16 protein-coding genes are annotated in these 18555 nt (G+C 70.1%); 7 read left to right on the forward strand and 9 right to left on the reverse strand.

Annotated elements, in window-relative coordinates; genetic code table 11:
- Window positions 1–63: 63 nt before the first annotated feature.
- Window positions 64–405, reverse strand: coding sequence for a thiamine-binding protein (locus AC0Z9V_RS13460; protein WP_485141805.1), 342 nt, complete (start codon window positions 403–405; stop codon window positions 64–66).
- A gap of 32 nt (window positions 406–437) precedes the next feature.
- On the reverse strand, window positions 438–1712 hold the full coding sequence (locus tag AC0Z9V_RS13465) for an Nramp family divalent metal transporter (RefSeq protein ID WP_244185959.1): 1275 nt from the start codon (window positions 1710–1712) through the stop codon (window positions 438–440).
- A 278-nt stretch (window positions 1713–1990) separates the two neighbouring features.
- Between AC0Z9V_RS13465 and AC0Z9V_RS13470 the strand changes: the two genes are divergently transcribed.
- The 5 genes from AC0Z9V_RS13470 to AC0Z9V_RS13490 all read left to right on the forward strand — a co-directional run bounded on the left by AC0Z9V_RS13470 (window position 1991) and on the right by AC0Z9V_RS13490 (window position 7787).
- Entirely contained in the window at window positions 1991–2911 is a 921-nt protein-coding gene (locus tag AC0Z9V_RS13470; protein ID WP_208739534.1) for an AEC family transporter, read from the forward strand.
- A gap of 120 nt (window positions 2912–3031) precedes the next feature.
- Window positions 3032–3379, forward strand: coding sequence for a hypothetical protein (locus AC0Z9V_RS13475; RefSeq protein ID WP_208739533.1), 348 nt, complete (start codon window positions 3032–3034; stop codon window positions 3377–3379).
- A gap of 158 nt (window positions 3380–3537) precedes the next feature.
- Window positions 3538–4740 (forward strand): MFS transporter, encoded by a 1203-nt coding sequence (locus AC0Z9V_RS13480; RefSeq protein WP_459289070.1) that lies wholly within the window; start codon window positions 3538–3540, stop codon window positions 4738–4740.
- 321 nt (window positions 4741–5061) lie between these two features.
- The gene (locus AC0Z9V_RS13485) at window positions 5062–6687 is read left to right on the forward strand and encodes a BCCT family transporter (protein WP_485141806.1); all 1626 of its coding nucleotides are present in this window, start codon (window positions 5062–5064) and stop codon (window positions 6685–6687) included.
- A 53-nt stretch (window positions 6688–6740) separates the two neighbouring features.
- The gene (locus AC0Z9V_RS13490) at window positions 6741–7787 is read left to right on the forward strand and encodes an alcohol dehydrogenase catalytic domain-containing protein (protein ID WP_485141807.1); all 1047 of its coding nucleotides are present in this window, start codon (window positions 6741–6743) and stop codon (window positions 7785–7787) included.
- Here the strand turns inward: AC0Z9V_RS13490 and AC0Z9V_RS13495 are convergent.
- The gene (locus AC0Z9V_RS13495) at window positions 7782–8825 is read right to left on the reverse strand and encodes an NAD(P)-dependent alcohol dehydrogenase (RefSeq protein ID WP_485141808.1); all 1044 of its coding nucleotides are present in this window, start codon (window positions 8823–8825) and stop codon (window positions 7782–7784) included. The two genes, AC0Z9V_RS13490 and AC0Z9V_RS13495, sit on opposite strands and share 6 nt — an antisense overlap.
- A 98-nt stretch (window positions 8826–8923) precedes the next feature.
- On the opposite strand from AC0Z9V_RS13495, the gene AC0Z9V_RS13500 reads away from it, so the two are divergent.
- Together AC0Z9V_RS13500 and AC0Z9V_RS13505 are read left to right on the forward strand one after the other, a co-directional pair.
- Entirely contained in the window at window positions 8924–9499 is a 576-nt protein-coding gene (locus AC0Z9V_RS13500; protein WP_208739384.1) for a TetR/AcrR family transcriptional regulator, read from the forward strand.
- Window positions 9500–9666: 167 nt separating this feature from the next.
- Window positions 9667–10680, forward strand: coding sequence for an acyl-CoA thioesterase (locus AC0Z9V_RS13505; protein ID WP_485141809.1), 1014 nt, complete (start codon window positions 9667–9669; stop codon window positions 10678–10680).
- Here the strand turns inward: AC0Z9V_RS13505 and AC0Z9V_RS13510 are convergent.
- The 6 genes from AC0Z9V_RS13510 to AC0Z9V_RS13535 all read right to left on the reverse strand — a co-directional run bounded on the left by AC0Z9V_RS13510 (window position 10646) and on the right by AC0Z9V_RS13535 (window position 18505).
- The gene (locus AC0Z9V_RS13510; protein WP_485141810.1) at window positions 10646–12100 is read right to left on the reverse strand and encodes a hypothetical protein; all 1455 of its coding nucleotides are present in this window, start codon (window positions 12098–12100) and stop codon (window positions 10646–10648) included. The genes AC0Z9V_RS13505 and AC0Z9V_RS13510 overlap by 35 nt on opposite strands.
- A 111-nt stretch (window positions 12101–12211) precedes the next feature.
- On the reverse strand, window positions 12212–13288 hold the full coding sequence (locus AC0Z9V_RS13515) for a putative glycoside hydrolase (RefSeq protein WP_485141811.1): 1077 nt from the start codon (window positions 13286–13288) through the stop codon (window positions 12212–12214).
- Window positions 13285–14979, reverse strand: a complete 1695-nt coding sequence (gene pelF, locus AC0Z9V_RS13520; protein ID WP_485141812.1) for a GT4 family glycosyltransferase PelF — start codon at window positions 14977–14979, stop codon at window positions 13285–13287. The genes AC0Z9V_RS13515 and pelF overlap by 4 nt, the downstream gene beginning before the upstream one ends.
- A gap of 49 nt (window positions 14980–15028) precedes the next feature.
- Window positions 15029–16492: a hypothetical protein gene (locus tag AC0Z9V_RS13525; RefSeq protein WP_485141813.1), complete on the reverse strand. Its 1464-nt coding sequence runs from the start codon at window positions 16490–16492 to the stop codon at window positions 15029–15031.
- A gap of 362 nt (window positions 16493–16854) precedes the next feature.
- Window positions 16855–17193, reverse strand: coding sequence for an MmcQ/YjbR family DNA-binding protein (locus AC0Z9V_RS13530; protein WP_133080229.1), 339 nt, complete (start codon window positions 17191–17193; stop codon window positions 16855–16857).
- Between the two features lie 49 nt (window positions 17194–17242).
- Window positions 17243–18505, reverse strand: a complete 1263-nt coding sequence (locus AC0Z9V_RS13535) for an amidohydrolase (protein ID WP_485141814.1) — start codon at window positions 18503–18505, stop codon at window positions 17243–17245.
- Between the last annotated feature and the right edge of the window lie 50 nt (window positions 18506–18555).

The raw sequence follows: 18555 nt of genomic DNA on the forward strand, positions 1-18555 counted from the left end.
GGTGCGGACGCCGGAGTCCCGGTTCGGTTCTGCGCGGGGATCGGTGGCGGGACCCGCCAGGCGTCAGGAGTGGCCCTCGAACTGCTCCTGCTCGGCGAGTGCCGCCTCGAGGCGCTCGACCTTCCCCGTCAGCTCGCCCGTCCACCCCGGCCGGATGTCCGCCTTCAGGACGAGCGATACGCGGCTGCCGTAGCAGCCCACGGCGTCGGTGGCGTTCTTCACCACGGCCATCACCTCGTCCCACTCGCCCTCGATGGTGGTGAACATGGAGTCGGTGGAGTTCGGCAGACCCGATTCGCGGACGACGGCGACAGCGGCGGCCACGGCGTCGTGCACCGACCCGTCGGGGTTCTCGCGGGAGAGTTCGGAGGAACCGGACGGGGCGACGCTGAAGGCTACGAGCATGGTCCCAGTCTGGCACGCGCCCCCGCCGGAGGTCAGCCTCCGGCGACCGCCTTGACGAGCTCGTTCGCGCCGAGGACGAGGAACACGACGGTCGTGATGGCGAGGAACACGTTCGACAGCCACTTGTTCCGCCACTGCTTGGCGAGACGGGTGCTGTTCAGCAGGACGAGCAGCGTGATGGCGAGGAACGGCATGAAGAGGGAGCCGAGGACCCCGTAGAGCAGGATCAGGAAGAAGGGGCGTCCGATGAGCAGCAGCAGCATCGGCGGGACCGTCAGCCACAGCATGTAGGCACGGGCCGGCTTGCTGGTGGCGCCGGGAGCGTCGTCGTCGGAGAGGTCGTCGGCCTTCTTGCGGAAGTTGGCCCAGAAGTCGGCGAACATGAGGCTGACGCCGTGCCAGACGCCCAGCAGCGAGGAGAACGACGACGCCCAGAAACCGATGAGGAAGACCTTCGCCCAGACGACGCCGTAGCGGTCCTCGAGTACCTCGCCCATGTCGAGCAGGCCGCGGTCGCCGGTCTGGAGCGAGATGTTGGCGGTGTAGAGGAGCTCGGCGCCCAGGATGAGCATGCAGACCACGAAGATCCCGGTCACCGTGTAGGCCACGGTGTTGTCCACCCGCATGACGTTCATCCACCTGGGTCGGTTCCACCCTTTCTCCCGCAGCCAGTAGCCGTAGGCGGCAAGGGTGATGGTGCCTCCGACGCCGCCGGCCAGCCCCAGGACGTAGAAGACGGAGCCCGCGGGCAGGGTGGGCACCAGTCCGGTGAGCATCGCCGGGATGTTCGGCAGGGCGAGGACGGCGGAACCGACCACCGAGATGAACATGATGGCGATCATCACCGTCATGATCTTCTCGAAGAGCCCGTACCGGCCGAACCACACCAGGGCCAGGCCGATCAAGCCCGACGCCACCGCGAAGACGTTCAGCGGGACCGCAGGGAAGAGTGCCTGCAGGGGCAACGCGGTGGAGCTCATCGCCGTCGCGCCGTACACGAAGCCCCAGATGACGATGTACGGGCCGAAGTACCAGCTGGTCCAGACGCCGAGGGTCCGCCACCCCTGGAAGATGGTCTTGCCCGTGGCGAGGTACCAGCGGCCGACGCCCTCGACGAGGATGATCTTGAGGACGCAGCCGATCACCGCCGCCCACAGGAGCGCGTACCCGTACTGGCTGCCCGCGATCAGCGTGGCGACGAGGTCGCCCGCGCCGACGCCGGTCGCCGCTGCCAGCAGTCCGGGCCCGACGATCCGCCATTTCGGTTTCTCGAGACCGTCGACGTCCGCCCGTGCACTCTCCGCCACTGCCTGCTCCCTCGAAGTCGGAATGATCCCGTCGGAAGCTTAGCAAGGGCCCTGAGCAGTTCCGGGCCCGGTGCCGGACAGCGCGACGGCCGGACGGCGTCGAGCGTCGACGACTGCTCCAAGAGCCGGCCCTGACCGGGTTCGCTCCCGAGCCGGAACCCCGCCGGACGCCGTAACCTGCGGCTCGCAGGGCCTCGCGCGTCCACTGTCCGTCGGTGGACGCACTAGGTTCTTAAGGGGCGCCGTGCGGGAATGCCGACGGCGCGGGAGGAGGACGCATGCTGGGAGTGCTGGGCGGATTCGCCGTCGTGGGTGCCGTGATCCTCGTCGGCTACATCGCCGCACGGCTGGTCATCGGCGGGCCCCAGGCCGGTTTCGCCCTGAACCAGGTGGCGTTCTTCGTGACCAACCCGGCCCTGCTCTTCACCGTCCTGGCCGACGCGGATCTCGGATCGGTGTTCTCCGAGTACATGCCGATCGCGCTCGTCTCCTCGCTCGCGATCGCCGTCCTCTACGTGCTGATCAGCAGGTTCCTCTTCCGCCGGCCCGCTGCCGAGACGGCGATCGGCGCCATGGCGAGCTCGTACGTGAACGCGAACAACATCGGCATCCCCATCACCGTCTACGCCCTCGGCGACGCGACGCTGATCGCCCCGGTGCTCCTCGTCCAGCTCCTGGTGCTGGCTCCCCTCTATCTGACGATCCTCGACCTCACCTCGAGCCGGAAGCCCTCGGTGCGCGCGGTGCTGACTCAGCCGTTCCGGAATCCCATGATCATCGCGTCGCTGCTGGGCGTCGCGGTGTCCGCGACCGGCTGGCGACCGCCCGCTCCCGTCTGGGACTCCCTCGCCCTGATCGGCGGGGCGGCCGTCCCGATGGTGCTGATCTCGTTCGGCATGTCGCTGCCCGGCAGCCGACCGCTCAGGCCCAGCCCGGACCGACTGCAGGTCCTCACGGCCACGGCGTTGAAGAGCGCCGTCATGCCGGCCGCCACCTACCTGATCGCCCACTTCCTCTTCGGGCTCGACGGCGAGAGGCTGCTCGGCGCCGTCGTCGTGGCCGCACTGCCCACGGCACAGAACGTGTTCATGTTCGCGAGCCGCTACGACCGCGGCATGACACTGGCCCGCGATTCCGTGCTGCTGTCCTCGGTGCTCGCGATCCCCGCGCTCGTCGTCGTCGCCGCCCTCCTCGCCTGAACGACGGGCCCCGGGCTCGGGCGCGGAGCGGGAACCCGGTACCGGAGCTTGTCCGGCGCACGTCCCGGCCCTACCATTCAAAGGTCGCCGTTCCCCCTCCGGCCGACGGACGGGATGGGCATGGACAGCAGGATCTCACCGGACGAGCCCTTTCCGGCCGACCTCGGCCGGCTCCGGACCGAGGACGTCGAGATCCTGAACAGCAAGGTCCACCGGGAGATCGAGCACGAGTTCGCCGCGGACGGCGAGATCGACGCCGAGACGGCGTCCCGCAAGGACGAGCTCACCGAGGAACTCGACGACCGCGAGGCCGGTCCCCGCCTGACGCTCGTGCCGCACCAGGCCGAGGGGGACGAGGCACCGTCGGGCGACGGGCACACCGGATCGGATACCGCCGCCCGGCAGGAAGGCGGTATCTCCGCCGGCGCCGCCCCCGGCCGGTCCTGGTACGACGCCGAACGGCAGTAACGCCGCAGGAATGCCGCGCGCGCCATCGGCGTTGCGACAGGGGTCAAGGATCATTCTCGTCTTGACTGAAGTAAGCCCTTCGGTTTTCAACGGAGCAGCCGGGGCCCGACCTCCGGATCTCCCATGATTGGTACCCCTTGTCTGTTTCCTCCCCGCCGGTGAAGACCACCGCGCCGTTCCCCTACGTCGGACTGCTCTCCCTCGCGGGCGCGATCTTCGTGTCCGTGACCAGCGAGTTCCTGCCCACGGGCCTGCTGCCCGCCATGGCGCGGGACCTCGATGTCAGCCTCTCCACCGCCGGATTCCTCGTCACGATCTTCGCGGGGACCGTCGTGGTCGCCACCACCCCCCTCGCCGCCATCACCCAGCGGTACTCGCGCAAGTCGCTGATCGTCGTCGTCCTCCTCGTGATCGCCCTCGCGAACGTCCTCGCCGCGGTCGCGCCGACCTACGGTGTCCTGGTCGCGGCGCGCATCCTCGGCGGCCTGGCCCACGGGCTCTTCTGGGCCGTGGTCGCCGCGTACTCCGCGCACCTCGTCCCGGCCCACCAGCTCGGCAAGGCCGTGGCCATCACCGCGGGCGGCGGAACCGCGGCCTTCGTGCTCGGTGTCCCGGTGGGAACGGCGATCGGCAACGCCCTCGGCTGGCGCACCGCCTTCACGATCATCGGGGTGGTCGTCGCCGTCCTGGCCCTCGTGATCGTGAAATTCCTGCCACCGGTGGACCACCACGGCGAGCGCACACCCGGGGAGGAGCGAGTGCCGCTGCGCCGGGACCCCAGCTTCCGCGCGGTGATCCTGCTGTGCACCGTCATCCTGATCCTGCTGACCGGGCAGAACACGTTCTACACGTACATCGCGCCCTGGCTGACCGATGTCTCGTCCTTCGAGCCCGGCTCGGTCGCGCTCGTCCTCTTCCTGTACGGCGGAGCGGGCATCATCGGCCTCGTCGGTGCCGGGTACGCCGCCGACCGCTTCCCCCGGAAGGCCTTCGTCGGCGTCGTCCTGGTGGTCATGGCCGCCGTCCTCGCGCTGGCCCTCGCCACCACCAACACCGTGGTGGTGCTGGTGGCCGTGATCGTCTGGGGCGCGGCCTTCGGCGCCATCCCTGCCATGCTGCAGACCCGTATGCTGCGTACGGCATCCTTCCGGACACGCGACCTCGCGGCCGCCCTGCAGACGACGGCGTTCAACGTGGGCATCGGCGGCGGCGCGCTCCTCGGCGGGCTCCTGCTCGACGGAGCGGGCCTTGAGGTCCTCCCGTTCGTGCTGATCGCCCTGGTCGCCGTGGGGCTGGGACTCAGCCTCGCGACGGACACCGTGAAGGACCGCAGGGAACGGCACCGCCTGCGCGCCGCCTGAGCCCGTCCTACGGCATCGGACGGCTCCCGTCGATGGGTGCTTCGTCACATCCGGGCGGCTCCGGCAGGGCCTCCTCGGGACTCGCCGCGGGCCGTGGCTCCGCGCCCCGGGGGTGAGCCGCGGCCGATGCCCCGGCCGTCCGCCCGCCGGGCTTCGATCGGCGGAATGACGGCGAAGCAGCGGCGCCCGGGGTGGCCGGCCGCGCTCCTCCCCCGGCGCGCACCGGCGACGGCCCGGCCCTCCGCGAGGCGTCTGTGCAAGGACCATTCGGGCCCGCCCCCCACCGGACCCCGCCGCCGCCACCCGCGTACCCTAAGCCGTATGTCTAATTCCACCGAGCCCATCCAAGGATCACCGCCCAGTGAGGACACGCCCTTCGAGGCTCCTCCCGGAGAGGCCCCCGCGAAGGCTGCGCTGGACAGGCCGGTCCTCTTCGTCTCGCTCTCGATCGTCATCCTGCTGATGCTCGTGGCCGTGCTCTTCCCCACGGCGTTCTCGGACATCACCACCTCCGTACTGAACGGACTCGTGGCGAACTTCGGCTGGGCCTTCGTGCTCACGGCCACCGGCTTCGTGGTCTTCGCGCTCTTCCTCGCCTTCAGCAGGTACGGGCGCATCCCCCTCGGCAAGGACGGCGAGAAGCCGGAGTACTCCAGGGCGTCCTGGATCGCGATGATGTTCAGCGCCGGCATGGGCATCGGCCTCATGTTCTACGGCGTCACCGAGCCCATCTCCCACTACCTCACCCCTCCTGTCGACGGCATCGCGCCGGGAACGCCGGAAGCGGCCCGGCAGGCCATGAACTACACCCTGTTCCACTGGGCCATCCACCCGTGGGCCATCTACGCCGTGGTCGGTCTGGCGCTCGCCTACTCGGCCTTCCGCAAGGGCCGGGGAACCGGTTTCAGCGGCGCCTTCACGGCCCTCTTCCGCGGCCGTCCCACGCCCAAGGCCCTGCGCGCCATCGACGTCTTCGCGATCTTCGCGACCCTCTTCGGCTCGGCCACGTCCCTCGGGCTCGGCGTGCTGCAGATCAACGGCGGCCTCACGGAGGTCTTCGGTGTGGGCAGCAGCCTGCCCCTGCAGATCACCCTCATCGCGGTTCTCACCGTCTGCTTCATCATCTCCGCGGTCAGCGGCGTCAGCCGCGGCATCAAGTGGCTCTCGAACGGCAACATGGTCCTGGCGCTGGCGCTGCTGTTCTTCCTGTTCGTCGTCGGCCCCACGGTCTTCATCCTCGAACTCATCCCGGCGTCGGGCGGCAACTACCTCATCGGCCTGCCGCAGATGGCGTCCCGTACCGGCGCTTTCGGCGGCCACGCATGGCTGGCGGCATGGACCATCTTCTACTGGGCGTGGTGGGTGTCCTGGACGCCCTTCGTCGGTTCGTTCCTCGCGAAGATCTCGAGGGGTCGCACCATCCGCGAGTTCATCATCGGCGTCGTCGCCGTCCCCAGCGTCATCAGCGTCCTCTGGTTCGGCGTGTGGGGCGGATCGGCCCTCAACCTGCAGGACAACGGCGTGGACATCGCCGCGGCGAACGCGGAGAGCCAGGAATCGGCGATGTTCGCGCTCCTCGCGGAGTACCCGCTGGCGTCGGTGACGTCCATCCTCGTGGTCGTCCTCGTGGCTGTGTTCTTCATCTCGGGTGCCGACGCCTCCTCGATCGTGCTCGGCTCGCTGTCCTCGTTCGGCGCAGCCGTCCCGCGCAAATGGCTCACCATCCTGTGGGGCGCACTGACCGGAGGAGTGGCCGCCGTCCTGCTGTCCGTGGGCAGCCTCGAGGCCCTGCAGACGCTGACCATCATCGCCGCCGCCCCGTTCCTCCTCGTGATGATCGGGCTCTGCGTGGCGCTCATGATGGACCTGTCGAAGGACCCGCTCGTGACCGGCGCGCGGCGCACCGGATCGCGCGCCGCGCGCAGGACGGTCCAGCCGAACTCCTGACGCACCCTCAGGGTGATGTGCCGGGCGGGGAACTCCCGGGGCAGAATGGTGCGATGCGCGCTGTCTGCTTCGACGGGTTCTCCGCCCGTCCCGTCCTCCGGGACGTCCCCGAACCCGCTCCGTCCCCACGCGGCGTCGTCGTCCGCGTCGAGGCGACCGGCCTGTGCCGCAGCGACGTGCACGGCTGGCTCGGGCACGACGCCGGTATCACCCTCCCGCACGTCCCCGGCCACGAACTGGTGGGCACCATCACGGCAGTGGGCGGGGAGGTGCGCCGGTTCTCCGTCGGGGACCGCGTGACGACGCCCTTCGTGTGCGCGTGCGGCGCCTGCCCCGAGTGCCTGTCCGGCAACGGCCAGGTGTGCCGCAACCAGACGCAGCCGGGCTTCACGCACTGGGGGTCGTTCGCGGACCTCGTGGCCCTGCACGACGCCGACACCAACCTCATCGCCGTGCCGGCGTCCCTCGACGCAGGGGCGGCAGCCCTGCTCGGCTGCCGGTTCGCGACGTCGTACCGCGGACTCATGCACCAGGCGCACCTCCAGGCCGGGGAGACGCTCCTCGTGGTGGGCTGCGGCGGCGTGGGACTGAGCGCCGTGATGATCGGCGCGGCACTCGGCGCGCAGGTGATCGCCGTGGACATCGACGACGCGGCGTTGGCGCGCGCAGCGCGGTTCGGTGCGGCCCGGACGCTCGACTCGAGCGGGCTGTCACGGACGGAGGCCCTCGCGGCCGTGCGCGAGGCCGCACCGTCGTCGGGCATCGACGTGTCCGTGGATGCGCTGGGACGCGAGGAGACCGCCGCCTTGGGGATCCTCTCCCTGCGGCCCCGCGGACGGCATGTGCAGATCGGCCTGTTCCCCTCGGACCCGGTGGTGCCCATGGCCGCGGTCATCGGCGGGGAGCTCTCCGTCCTGGGCAGTCACGGCATGCCGGCCCGGGACTACCCCGGGCTGCTGGACCTCGTGACCACCGGGCGCCTCCGTCCGCAGGACCTCATCGAGCGGACCATCTCCCTGGCGGAGGTGCCGGACGCCCTCGTGGCCATGGCCGGTGACCGCTCGGCGGGCGGGATCACCGTCATCGACACGGGCTCATGACGCCGCGGCGCCGAGGTCGAGCACGAAGCGGTAGCGCACATCGTTGCGGCGCAGCCGGTCCAGCGCCTCGTCGATCCTGCCCACCGGAAGCACCTCGACGTCGGCGGTGATGCCGTGCTCGCCGCAGAAGTCGAGCAGGTCCTGCGTGGCCGCGGTACCGCCGCTGCCCGCCGATGCAAGGCTCTTCCGCCCGATCAGCAGGGCCATCGGATCGAAGTCCAGGCGCTCGGCGATCCCCAGGACGCACAGCGTGCCATCCATGGACAGCACACGGAGGTAGGGCGTCAGGTCATGGGGCGCCGACGCCGTGTCCAGCACGAGGTCGTAGGAGTCGGTCCGCGCAGCCATCGCAGCGGCGTCGGTGGAGAGCACGACGTCATCGGCCCCGAGCGCGTACGCGGCGTCGGCCTTGGCGGGGGACGTGGTGAAGACGGCGACGTGCGCGCCGAGCGCCTTGGCGAGCTTGACCGCGAGGTGCCCGAGGCCGCCGACGCCCACGACGCCCACGGTGCTGCCCGGACCCACCTGCCAGCGCCGCAGTGGTTCCCACACCGTGATCCCCGCACACATGAGCGGGGCGACGGCCGCAGCATCGAGCCCCGGTGGCACGGAATAGGCGAAGTCCTCGCGGACCACGTACTCCCCTGACCACCCGCCCTGCGTCCGGCTGCCGTCGTGCCGGTCGCGACCACCGTAGGTGAGGGTCGGGAAGTCGTGGCAGTAGTTCTCCTGGTGCGCCCGGCAGGCTGCACAGCGACCGCAGGAATCCACGATGTTGCCGACGGCGACGCGGTCACCGACGGCGAAGCGTGTGGCGGCGGAGCCCACGGCCGCCACCCTGCCGGTGAACTCGTGGCCGGGGACGAGCCGGTCCTCACCCTGCGCCGCCGACGCGATCGCGTCGAGGTCGCTGTGGCAGACACCGCAGTAGTCGATCGCCACGCGGATGTCGTCGGGACGCAGGTCCCTCCGCTCGAAGTCCCACGGAGTGACGCCGTCCGACCCCTGGTGCGATGCGAAACCACTGACCTGCCGCATGGGTGCTCCTCCACTTTTCCAACTGCCTGGTTACTTTCGGCCCAGACTACTCCCGTGCGGAAGAAAAAGAAACCAACCGGTTGGAATATGCTGGAGGGATGGGAAACAGCGACGCGACCAAGAAGCGGATCCTCGAGGCTGCCACCGAGGAATTCGCGCACTACGGCATAGCCGGAGCGCGCATCGACCGCATCGCCCGCCTGGCACAGGCCAACAAGGCGCAGCTGTACGCCTACTTCGGCAACAAGGAGCAGCTGTTCAGCGCGGTGCTGAGCGAGCGACTCCGTGCGATCGTGGACGCCGTCCCCATCGACGGCGAGGACCTGCCCGGCTATGCGGTGCGCCTGTACGACGACTACCTGGCGCATCCCCTCGTCGTGAAGCTCGCCGTCTGGACCCGGCTCGAGCGCGCCCCCTTCGGCGGGCTCGGACCCGAGATCGGCACGCTCGACCAGGCGAAGTTCGCATCGATCGCCGCGGCCCAGGCGAAGGGTCTCGTGGACCCGGGGATCCCACCCGCCGAGCTGTTCTCCCTGGTGATCGCGCTGTCCATGGCGTGGTCGCCGGTGAGCACCACCGTCGCCGCCTCTCCCGACGACGACGAGGAACAGCACGAGCGCCGCCGGCACCTGATCTCGCTCGCCGTCCGACGCCTCATCACGCCCGACGCATAGCGCCCGGGCTTCCGGTTGGAGGTCGCGCGTGGTGATACTGGGTCATGAATGCTCCCTCCCCCGCCGTGGACGCCGTCCTCGAGCAGCCCGACCACCCGCTCGCCCACCGGAAGCGGGGCCGCTTCGAGGAGCTCGTACCCGCCTGGCAGCGGGCGTAGGTGGCCGGCATGGAGACCGCGGCGAATTCCGTCACCCTCCGGTTCCTCGCCTCCCCCACCGACCTCGGACACAGCGGCTCGGTGGACGCCGGCACCGTCCTCGAATGGGTGGACAAAGCCGCCTACGCCGCCGCCGTCGGCTGGGCGAAGACCTACTGCGTCACCGCGTACGTGGGGAACATCCACTTCGCCGACCCGGTGGCGGTCGGCGACCTGGTGGAGGTCGAGGCCACGATCGTCCACACCGGGACGTCCTCGATGCACATCCGCACGGTGGTCTCGTCCGGTTCCGTGTCGGGCGACGACGGCGGGCAGCGCAGCGAGTGCCTCGTGATCTTCGTCGCGGTCGGACCCGACGGCAAGCCCGTGCCCGTCCCCGCCTTCGAGCCCCGCACGGACGCCGAGCGGCTGGACAGCGACCATGCCCTCGCGCGCATCGAGGTACGGAAGGCGATCGTCGAGGAGATGCGCCGCCAGGAGTACACGGAGGCCGGCACCGCGGAGCGCACGGTCCTCCGGTTCCTCGCAGCACCCACCGACGTCAACTGGGGCGGGAAGGTCCACGGCGGTACCGTCATGGACTGGATCGACGAGGCCGCCTACGTCTGCTCCACGCGGTACTGCGGACTGGACACGGTGGCCGTCTTCTCCGGCGGTGTCCGGTTCCTCAAGCCCCTGCGGATCGGCGACGTCGTCGAGGTGGAGGCGCGCCTGGTCTACACCGGGCACAAGGGCATGCACGTCGCGGTCCACGTGCGGTCCGGCAGCCCGAGGTCGCGGGAGATGGCGCTCACCACCACCTGCCTCACGGTCATGGTGGCGCGCGACGACGAGGGCACGGCCGTGCCCGTGCCTGTCTGGGTGCCGCGTTCGGACGAGGACCGCCGGCTGCACGAGCACGCCCGGAGCCTGCTGCTGATCCGCAGCCGGGCGCCCGGGAGCATCCTGCCCACGCACCTGCGGCAGGATCCGGGCTCCGAGCCCGGTGTCAGCCGATCGTCGCGGACCGCGCCGGGACGCTGAGCGTCTTGCCGTAGGCCGTCACGGAGCGCGTGACGGTCGTGGTGTTGACTGCGACGACGCTGCCGCTGGACAGCCGTACCACGGTGACGCCGGAGTACTTCAGCGGTGCGGCGGTGGCGTAGGCGCCCGATGTGACGGCCTTCGTGAGGGCCGTGACCTGTGTGTCGGCCGCGGTGACCGACGCCGTGGTGACCGTCTCGAAGTTCGCGTCGTCGTCCCAGGCGTTGTCCTGACAGGTGGACTCGGCCTGCGAGAGGGTCACGGTCATCGGGCGGGCGGCCGCGGTGCGGGTCTGGAGCAGGTGCCCGAGCGTCATGCGGTGGTCGAGCGTCCGCCGGGTCTTCCCTGCCGAGACCACGGCCGCCCTCGTCCCGAAGCCGTCGCGCAGGCACGGGGCCGAGCTGCCGATGTCCTTGCCCTGGCCGTACGCGGTCGTGGGCAGTTCGCGCAGCGGCACCGAGTAGTCGTGCTCCACCACCGGCATGCCGGCCGCGGTGATGGCCTGGTACGCCGTGCTCGCCTGCTCGAGGTCGACCAGCGGCAGCGGACGGCCCGTGCCGTTGGCCACCACATGCTCCCGGAGCGCGAAGTCGACGGTGCGCGTGGCGGCCAGTTCCTTGGCGAGGTTCACCTGGTTGCTCCATGCCGGGTAGACGCCGAGGTTCACGGCGACGGGGATGTCGCGGCCCATCGTGCGGGTCAGGGTGGCGTCGAACCGTTTGACCGCGGCGATCAGCGCGCGGCCGTAGGCGTCGTCATCGGCCCAGGGGCCCCATTGCCCGACATCGACCATGTCCTGGCCGTGGGATGGGGACATCGAGGCGTCGTCGAGGAAGAAGCCGTCGAACCGGGCGGGAGCCGCGTTCGTCGTCCCGCGCTGGGCGTCGGTGTTCAGGATCTTGCGCGCCGTGGCCGCGCAGGCGTCGGCGTAGGCCGGCGACAGGTTCGCCACCGTCAGGTACGGGAAGTCCGGGTAGCCGGCGAAGCCGTCCTCGCTCCGTGCCACCTTCGTGTTGGAGGTGGTGACGGCGAACTGGCGGCCCGCCGCCGTCGCGGTGTCCGCACACGAGTTCTGGAAGACACCGTTCCAGGACTCGAAGTCCCTCATGGCGCCGATGTTCAGGTAGGCGAGGAAAGTGGTTCCCGGGTTGGCGGCCTTCATGTCGGAGAGGGTGCAGTCCCCGGGGGCGTCCGTCGTGGCCATCATGGGATCGACGATCGCCACGGAGACCTTGCCCGTGAGTGCGGCCCCGGGGCAGAGCAGCTGGCCCTGCCGGTAGCCCTGCAGGTACGCGGGCAGCTGCTGCCCGGAACTCGTGGTCAGGCTGCCGGCACTCGCGGGGGTGGCGAGCGAGCAGACGGCGAAGACGGCAGCGAGTGCCGCGGAAACGAAGGTTGCCCCAGCGGCATTCAGTTTCATACCCACATGATCGGCGAGCCGGCGACCGCCGGACAGCCGGAAAGCCCTACTGGACGCAATCCTGAGGAGAACCTGCCGAAAGGACCGCCCGTCAGTGCGCGGGGCTGCCCGTCATCGAGCGGGACGCCGGAAGAGGACCCCTCGGTGCGGCTGGAGCACGACCGAGCGTGGCGCGGGCCGGCCCTCGGAGTCGACGAGACCCGCCGGTATCCGCACCTTGCGGCGCCGCCTGCCGTCCCGGTTGAAGTTCACCGCTGCGAAGCCACCTTCGAACTCACGCCACCAGGCGTGGTTCGTGCCCTGCGGTCCGGTCCGTGGGGCGCCGAGCTGCCAATCGAGTTCGGGAGCGTGCTGGGTGCGGCTGTAGTCGTCGTGGGCCGTGGCGGAGTAGGCTCCGCGGCCCTCCCCGAAGATCCAGAACGCGGAGAGGCCGTAGGTGAAATTGGGGTGGCGGTCGTCGCCGTCGGTGGGGACCCGGAGGATGGACAGCCCCGGTCCGGCCGCCTGTGGAAGCTGCGCCTCGGCGGTGACCGGATCGAACAGGTGCACGGGACTGTAGCCGAGCCAGACCTCCTCGAAGCCTCCGCCGTACGCGGCATGGGAGGCCCAGCGCCCGGCCTCGCGGCGCGACTCGGCGATGTTCGGCACGAGGATCTTCCCCACCCCGTTCAACGCCGTCCCTGCGGCGCTCACGAGCTCACCCAGCGCGGACCGGATCGCGAGCATGTCCGCAGCGCCCTCGATCGGCAGCTGGAGGCCGTAGTAGTCCTCGAACACGTCGTTGTCCGCCATCACGCCGTCGAACGGTGAATCGCGGAGCTCCTCGACCACGTTGTCCACCCAGCGGCGCTGGTACGCGGAGTCCCACACACGCATCTGCCAGTGGCCCGGATACCGCTCCCACTCGATGCGTGAGCCGTCGAGCCGCGTGGCGAACCAGCCGCCGTCCTCCTCCGCCTCGGCGAAGGAGACGCCCGAGGTGTAGACCGGGCCGGGCTCGTAGCTGCGCACCGAGGACAGGCACTTGTAGCAGAGCACCGTCATGTCGGGGCGGAGCCGTTTGAGCTCCTCGGCCGCCGTCCTCTCCCACGGCTGGAGGATCGCCACCCTGTAGTGCTCCGCCGCGAACTCGAGTTGCCCGGCCAGGATCGGCTCGCCGTACCGGATCCACGCACCGACCCCGGTCATGAGCCTGCCCTGCTGAGGTCCGCGAGATCCGCCGGCGTCAGGTTGCGCATGTCCGTGATGTCCCCGACGGTCCGGTAGATCTCGTTGTAGGAGGACATGATCTCGTGCATCTGGAAGAACTCCTGGACGCGGATGCGCGCGTTGTCCGCGTACTCGCCGTAGAGCGCGGTGTCGCCGATCACCGTCCGGATGCTGTCCGCCATCTGCTGCACGTCACCGGCGTTCACCAGTTCACCGCAGGCGCCGACGGACCGGCCGTCCCCGGTCCGGAGCTGCTCGCCGATGAGCTGCCGCATCCCGCCGACGTCCGTGCCCACCGTGGGGATCCCCGCGGCCATGGCCTCGAGCACCACGATCGGCTGGCCCTCGTTGTAGCTCGGCAGCACGAGGAGGTCGAACTGGTCGAGCATGTCCCGCACGTTGACGGTCCCGTGGATGGTGACGTGGTCCTCGAGGCTGAGGCTCTTGATCTTCGCGAGGCAGGCCTCGTAGTACTCGGGCACGTGTTCCGTGGGGCCCAGGACGTCCAGGTGGAGGTTCGGGAAGCCGCCGCGGCGCAGGATATCCATGCTCGAAAGGAGGTCGAGGAGGCCCTTGATCGGCACCACGCGGGCGATGTAGACGAGCTTCCAGGTGTGGGTGGCTGCATTCTGGACCAGGTGCTGCTGGGCGGCGAGCCGTGCCCGGTACTTCTGCTCGAACTCCTCGATGACCATGGCGTTGGGCACCACGACGGACTTGTCGATGTCGGTCCCGAGGCGTGCCGCCTCCGTGATGGCCGTGGGGTAGAGGTAGGTGATGAGGCTGGCACTCGGGTAGCAGAAGTGCCCCATCTCGGTCCACCACGCCATCCAGGCGCGCTGCTCCGGGGTGACGTCGAAGGTCCGGTAGTCCTCCGAGGTGATGGACAGCGCCATGTTGCGGTCCAGCAGGGTGTTCACGGTGTCGCGCACGTAGAGGTTGTGTTCCGTCAGCAGGAACGACGTCCCGTGGTCCCGGGCGGCCGCCGCCCCCAGGAGGGAGGCGTAGCCCGTGGTGTGTGCGTGGTAGACGCGTGCTTTCGGCATGGTCTCGCCGAGGATGGCGAAGGCGAGCGAGAGGAAGTTCCGCAGGGTCCAGAACGAGTCGGCGAGGGACAGGTCCAGCTGTGGCATCCGCACGGAGAGCGCCTCCATGAACTCCCTCGTCCCCAGGAGGGCCCACAGCGGATAAGTGCGGGTGCGAGGGTTGAAGCCCTCGTCGATCAGCTGCCAGAGCGGCTCCACCTCGCGCCGCTCGGACAGCGCGTACAGGGCATCGAACAGGCGGTCCGCGAGCTCCGCGCGCTCCGCCGGCCCCATCCCGAGGTCCTTGGAGGACACCGCCATGAAGTCGTGCCGGTGCTCCTGCATGCTCAGGTAGACGGGGCGCACCCAGGCCACGTTGTCGGGCATGCCGTAGAGATCGTCCTGGGGGGAAGCCGAGTCCCACGTGATGTGGATGATGCCGTAGGTGAGGTCCGGGTTGTGCGTGACGATGTCGTGGACCACGGCCGAGACACCCCCCTTGAGGTAGGGGTAGGTGGACTCCATGACGATCGCCACGTCCACGTCCTCGTAGTGGACCTGCCCTGCAGCCAGGGCCGGAGGGATCACGGCCGGGGACTGCTCGAGTGCTGCGCGACGGGCCTTCGGGGTCTTGAACACGTACATGGCTCTTCCTTGTGGGCTGGGCTGGTGGAGGGAGGCGTGGCGGGGACGGTTACCAGGACGTGGCGTGGCGCCAGAACAGCGTGTACTCGGGCTGGGTCCAGTGCCGCTTGTACAGCACCCAGGCGACGGCGACGAGCACGAGGTCCGCCACCACGAGCGCACCGTACGCGAGGGCCGCGCCGGCGGCGCTCTGCGTCGCCTCGACCAGCAGGAAGGCTCCCACGCAGAGTGCCAGGTGGATGCCGCCCAGGACCTGCGGAAGGACCTTCTCGCCGATGTAGTCCAGTTCGTAGCTGAGGAGCGTCAGGATCATGAACGCCCACGATGCGACTCCGACGGTGACGGCCAGGAGCACGCTCACGGGCTGGATGCCCTCGAGGAGCAGCGAGATGACGAGTGTGAGCACCATGCCGACGGCGCCCGTGCTCAGGATGGCGCGGTCCACCGTGCGGCTCAGCCGCTTGGACCTCAGGGCGAGGACGGTGAGCGGTTCCTCGGCGATGGTCCGGTGGAGGGTCGCGACGGCCTCGTCCACACGTGGAGCGAGGTTCACGAAGTAGTAGTTGTAGGCGATGACGGCGGGCAGCATCGCGAGGAAGACGATCACCACCTGGAAATCCCCGCCCGTGACGAGGAACAGGACGAACTTGTCGGCCCACAGGACGGCGCCGAGCAGGAGTCCGCGGACGAGGTCCGTCGAGAAGTCGCGGGCACCGAGGCGCTGGGTGAGGCTGATGGACGCGAGTCCCCGTCCCATGGCGGCGATCTGCGTGAGCGCTCCGAGCAGCGGCGGCAGCCACCAGACGGTGGGCGCCGCGAAGAGTGCCGCGGCGTAGGCGAGCCAGGCGATGGCCCAGAGTCCGCGCCGGTCGCCGACGTTGGCGAGGATGAGGGACTGGACGAAGAGGAGGTGGAGGGCGCAGAGGGCCGCGTAGGTGGCCAGGGCCGAGAAGGACCAGCGTGTCGCGAGCCAGAGCGGGACGGCGAAGACCACCACGAGCGGCACGGCCTGGACAAACATCGCCGGCCAGGTGGTGCAGAAGCGGCGGGTGATGGCCGCCATGTCGCGTTCCGCCATCAGGTCGCCGATCGCGCGGTAGGCGGGAAGGCAGGCGGCCTGCGCGAGCCACGGGACGGTGATGGAGGAGGCCAGCACCACGAGGGTGAGCTGCACGCCGCCCACCTCGACCGCGGCCATCGCCGGGCTGACGAGCGGGTACACCAGGTTCAGAAGGATGACCGGAGCCAGGTACAGCAGGAGGCCGGCGCCCGGCCGTGCCCCGCTGTCGGCCGCCACCCGGTCGCTGCCGGAGCCGGCGGCGCCGGGTCGCGCGAGCAGGAGCAGGGTGACCATGACCAGCAGGACGCCGGCGGCCAGCAGGGCGTAGGACCAGCCCGCAGGGAGGATGGTGTCGGCCATCGGCACGAGGGCCGTCAGGAGGAGCGCGACGATGATGACCATCGTGCGGCGTCGGGCAAAGGAGTCCTGAAGGAGGGACTGCAGAGAGGTCATGGTTTCCCCTGGGCCGCCCGCCGCGCAGGACGGGATGACGGCCTCGTGTGAGACGTGAGTGAGACAGGTGTGAGACGGATGCGGGGCGCCTGCGTGGAGCAGTCCCGGTCGTACGCCCATCCGGACGGGATGGATGCGTCGTCGCCGGCATCACCAGCGAGCACCGTTGTCAAGCTATCGGCCGGACCGCGACTGCTTCACGAGTACGACCCACGTGACTCCCTCCGCAGGCCGTGGCCGTTCGGGCACCCGGCTACGTGGAAAAGGATCCGAAGTACTCGCAGATCACGACGGAAAACACCTGCTCGCCCGGAATGGCGCGGGGGCTGCGAAGGAACACCTCTACCGGAAGGTGACTTATTTCACTTCCGCACCGGATCGGGCTCGTTCTGGCCGGCTCGGCGTCCGTTCGCGATCCGGTACGACTCGGCGAGCAGCTCCGACAGTTCGCCGGGATCGAGGGGATCGAGGCGGACGAGGACGAGTCCCTCGTACCGTTCGTGGTGCGGATGGAGGAAGAAGATCTCCGGCGCGGTGGCGAGCAGCGCCGGGCGTTCCTCCGTCTTCACCGTCAGCACCGTGTCGTCCCACATGCGGGCGAAGAGGGCGCGGGCGAACCAGGCCGGCCGGCTCCAGCTCAGCCTCTCCGAGGTCCCGGGCAGGGCGAGGCACACGGACCGCACATCGTCTTCGCTGACCATGGACCCACCTTGGCACTGCCGGCCCATGCGGTCCAGAGTCTCGGCGGTGTCAGCCCCGGAAGAGGGCCTCGAGCAGGTCGACGGCGATCACGAGGGCGTCCTCGTCGAGGTCGAACCGGCGGTGGTGGTGCGGGGCGGGATTGGACGCGCCGACGAAGATATAGGTGCCGAGTCCGCCGGACTCCTGCACCTCGCGGATGAGCAGGTGGGCGTCGTCGCTGCCGCCTCCGGAGGCGCCGCTGGGCGTGTAGGCCGTGATGGCGGGAACACCCCGGGCCGCACGCGCGACGTCGTCGAGCAGTGCGTCGTCCGGCATCGACACCGCTGCCCTGCCGTAGGCCTTCGTGGTCGCGGTCACGCCGTACATGCCGGCCGCGCCCTGCACGGCGGCTTCGGCGCGGCGGTCGAGGTCGTCGAGGACGGCGTTCGACGTCGAGCGGGTCTCGTAGGTGATCGTCGCGAGGGCGGGGATGATGTTGGCGCTCCCGTCCGCGTGGAAGGTGCCGACGTTGACGCGCGTGTCGGCTTCCGCGAAGCGAGGAAGACCGAGGATCGCGAGGGTGGCCTGCGCCGCGGCGGCGAGCGCGTGCCGCCCCTTCTCCGGCGAGGCCGCCGTATGTGCCGCCTCACCCTCGAACGTGGCTCGCCACTTGGTGGTCGCCATCGCGTCCGTGACGCCGCCGACCACCGTCCCCGTGGGCAGATCTCCACCGAGGTGCACGGCGAGCATGCGGTCCACCCCGCGGGTGACGCCGGCGTCGATCATCGGCTGGGCGCCGCGGACGCCCTCCTCGGCGGGCTGGAAGAGGATCCGGACCCGTCCGGGGAAGTTCCCGTCGCACAGGCGGTCGGCGAGCGCGATCCCGATGGCGGCGTGGCCGTCGTGGCCGTCGTGGCCGCACGCGTGCATGAAGGGGGTCGTGGAGCGGTAGCCGCCGGCGACGGGCGCGTGGTCGGCGGCCGTCTCCTCGTCCACCGGCAGGGCATCGATGTCCACCCGCAGACCCCAGGTGGGGCCGTCGCGGTTCCCCTCGAGCTCCGCGATGATCGCCGTGCCGTGTTCCTGGAAGTACGCGACGTCGGCGGCCGGAGCCCCGGCAGCGACCGCGCGCCGTCCCCACTCGTCCTTCTCGGTCGGAGTGGGTGGCACGGCGATGCGCCCGACGTCGATCGCCCCGGCCCCCGTGGTGGCCGGCACGCCCCTCGCCGCGAGCTCCGCCAGGATCACGGACGCCGTCCGGTACTCGAGGAAACCGGGCTCGGCGTGGGCATGGAACCGGCGGCGGAGCGCTCTGATCTTCTCGGGCTGCATGGTCCGACCCTACGCATTGTCCGCGGCGTCGACGACCCGGCACCGGGCCC

It is taken from the genome of Arthrobacter sp. UYP4 (genome assembly GCF_057291175.1).

Coding starts and splice junctions, on each gene's coding strand:
- AC0Z9V_RS13460 (WP_485141805.1), bottom strand. CDS start 405: ATGCTCGTAGCCTTCAGCGTCGCCCCGTCCGGTTCCTCCGAACTCTCC.
- AC0Z9V_RS13475 (WP_208739533.1), top strand. CDS start 3,032: ATGGACAGCAGGATCTCACCGGACGAGCCCTTTCCGGCCGACCTCGGC.
- AC0Z9V_RS13515 (WP_485141811.1), bottom strand. CDS start 13,288: ATGACCGGGGTCGGTGCGTGGATCCGGTACGGCGAGCCGATCCTGGCC.
- AC0Z9V_RS13500 (WP_208739384.1), top strand. CDS start 8,924: ATGGGAAACAGCGACGCGACCAAGAAGCGGATCCTCGAGGCTGCCACC.
- pelF (WP_485141812.1), bottom strand. CDS start 14,979: ATGTACGTGTTCAAGACCCCGAAGGCCCGTCGCGCAGCACTCGAGCAG.
- AC0Z9V_RS13510 (WP_485141810.1), bottom strand. CDS start 12,100: ATGAAACTGAATGCCGCTGGGGCAACCTTCGTTTCCGCGGCACTCGCT.
- AC0Z9V_RS13535 (WP_485141814.1), bottom strand. CDS start 18,505: ATGCAGCCCGAGAAGATCAGAGCGCTCCGCCGCCGGTTCCATGCCCAC.
- AC0Z9V_RS13470 (WP_208739534.1), top strand. CDS start 1,991: ATGCTGGGAGTGCTGGGCGGATTCGCCGTCGTGGGTGCCGTGATCCTC.
- AC0Z9V_RS13530 (WP_133080229.1), bottom strand. CDS start 17,193: ATGGTCAGCGAAGACGATGTGCGGTCCGTGTGCCTCGCCCTGCCCGGG.
- AC0Z9V_RS13485 (WP_485141806.1), top strand. CDS start 5,062: ATGTCTAATTCCACCGAGCCCATCCAAGGATCACCGCCCAGTGAGGAC.
- AC0Z9V_RS13490 (WP_485141807.1), top strand. CDS start 6,741: ATGCGCGCTGTCTGCTTCGACGGGTTCTCCGCCCGTCCCGTCCTCCGG.
- AC0Z9V_RS13495 (WP_485141808.1), bottom strand. CDS start 8,825: ATGCGGCAGGTCAGTGGTTTCGCATCGCACCAGGGGTCGGACGGCGTC.
- AC0Z9V_RS13525 (WP_485141813.1), bottom strand. CDS start 16,492: ATGACCTCTCTGCAGTCCCTCCTTCAGGACTCCTTTGCCCGACGCCGC.
- AC0Z9V_RS13505 (WP_485141809.1), top strand. CDS start 9,667: ATGGAGACCGCGGCGAATTCCGTCACCCTCCGGTTCCTCGCCTCCCCC.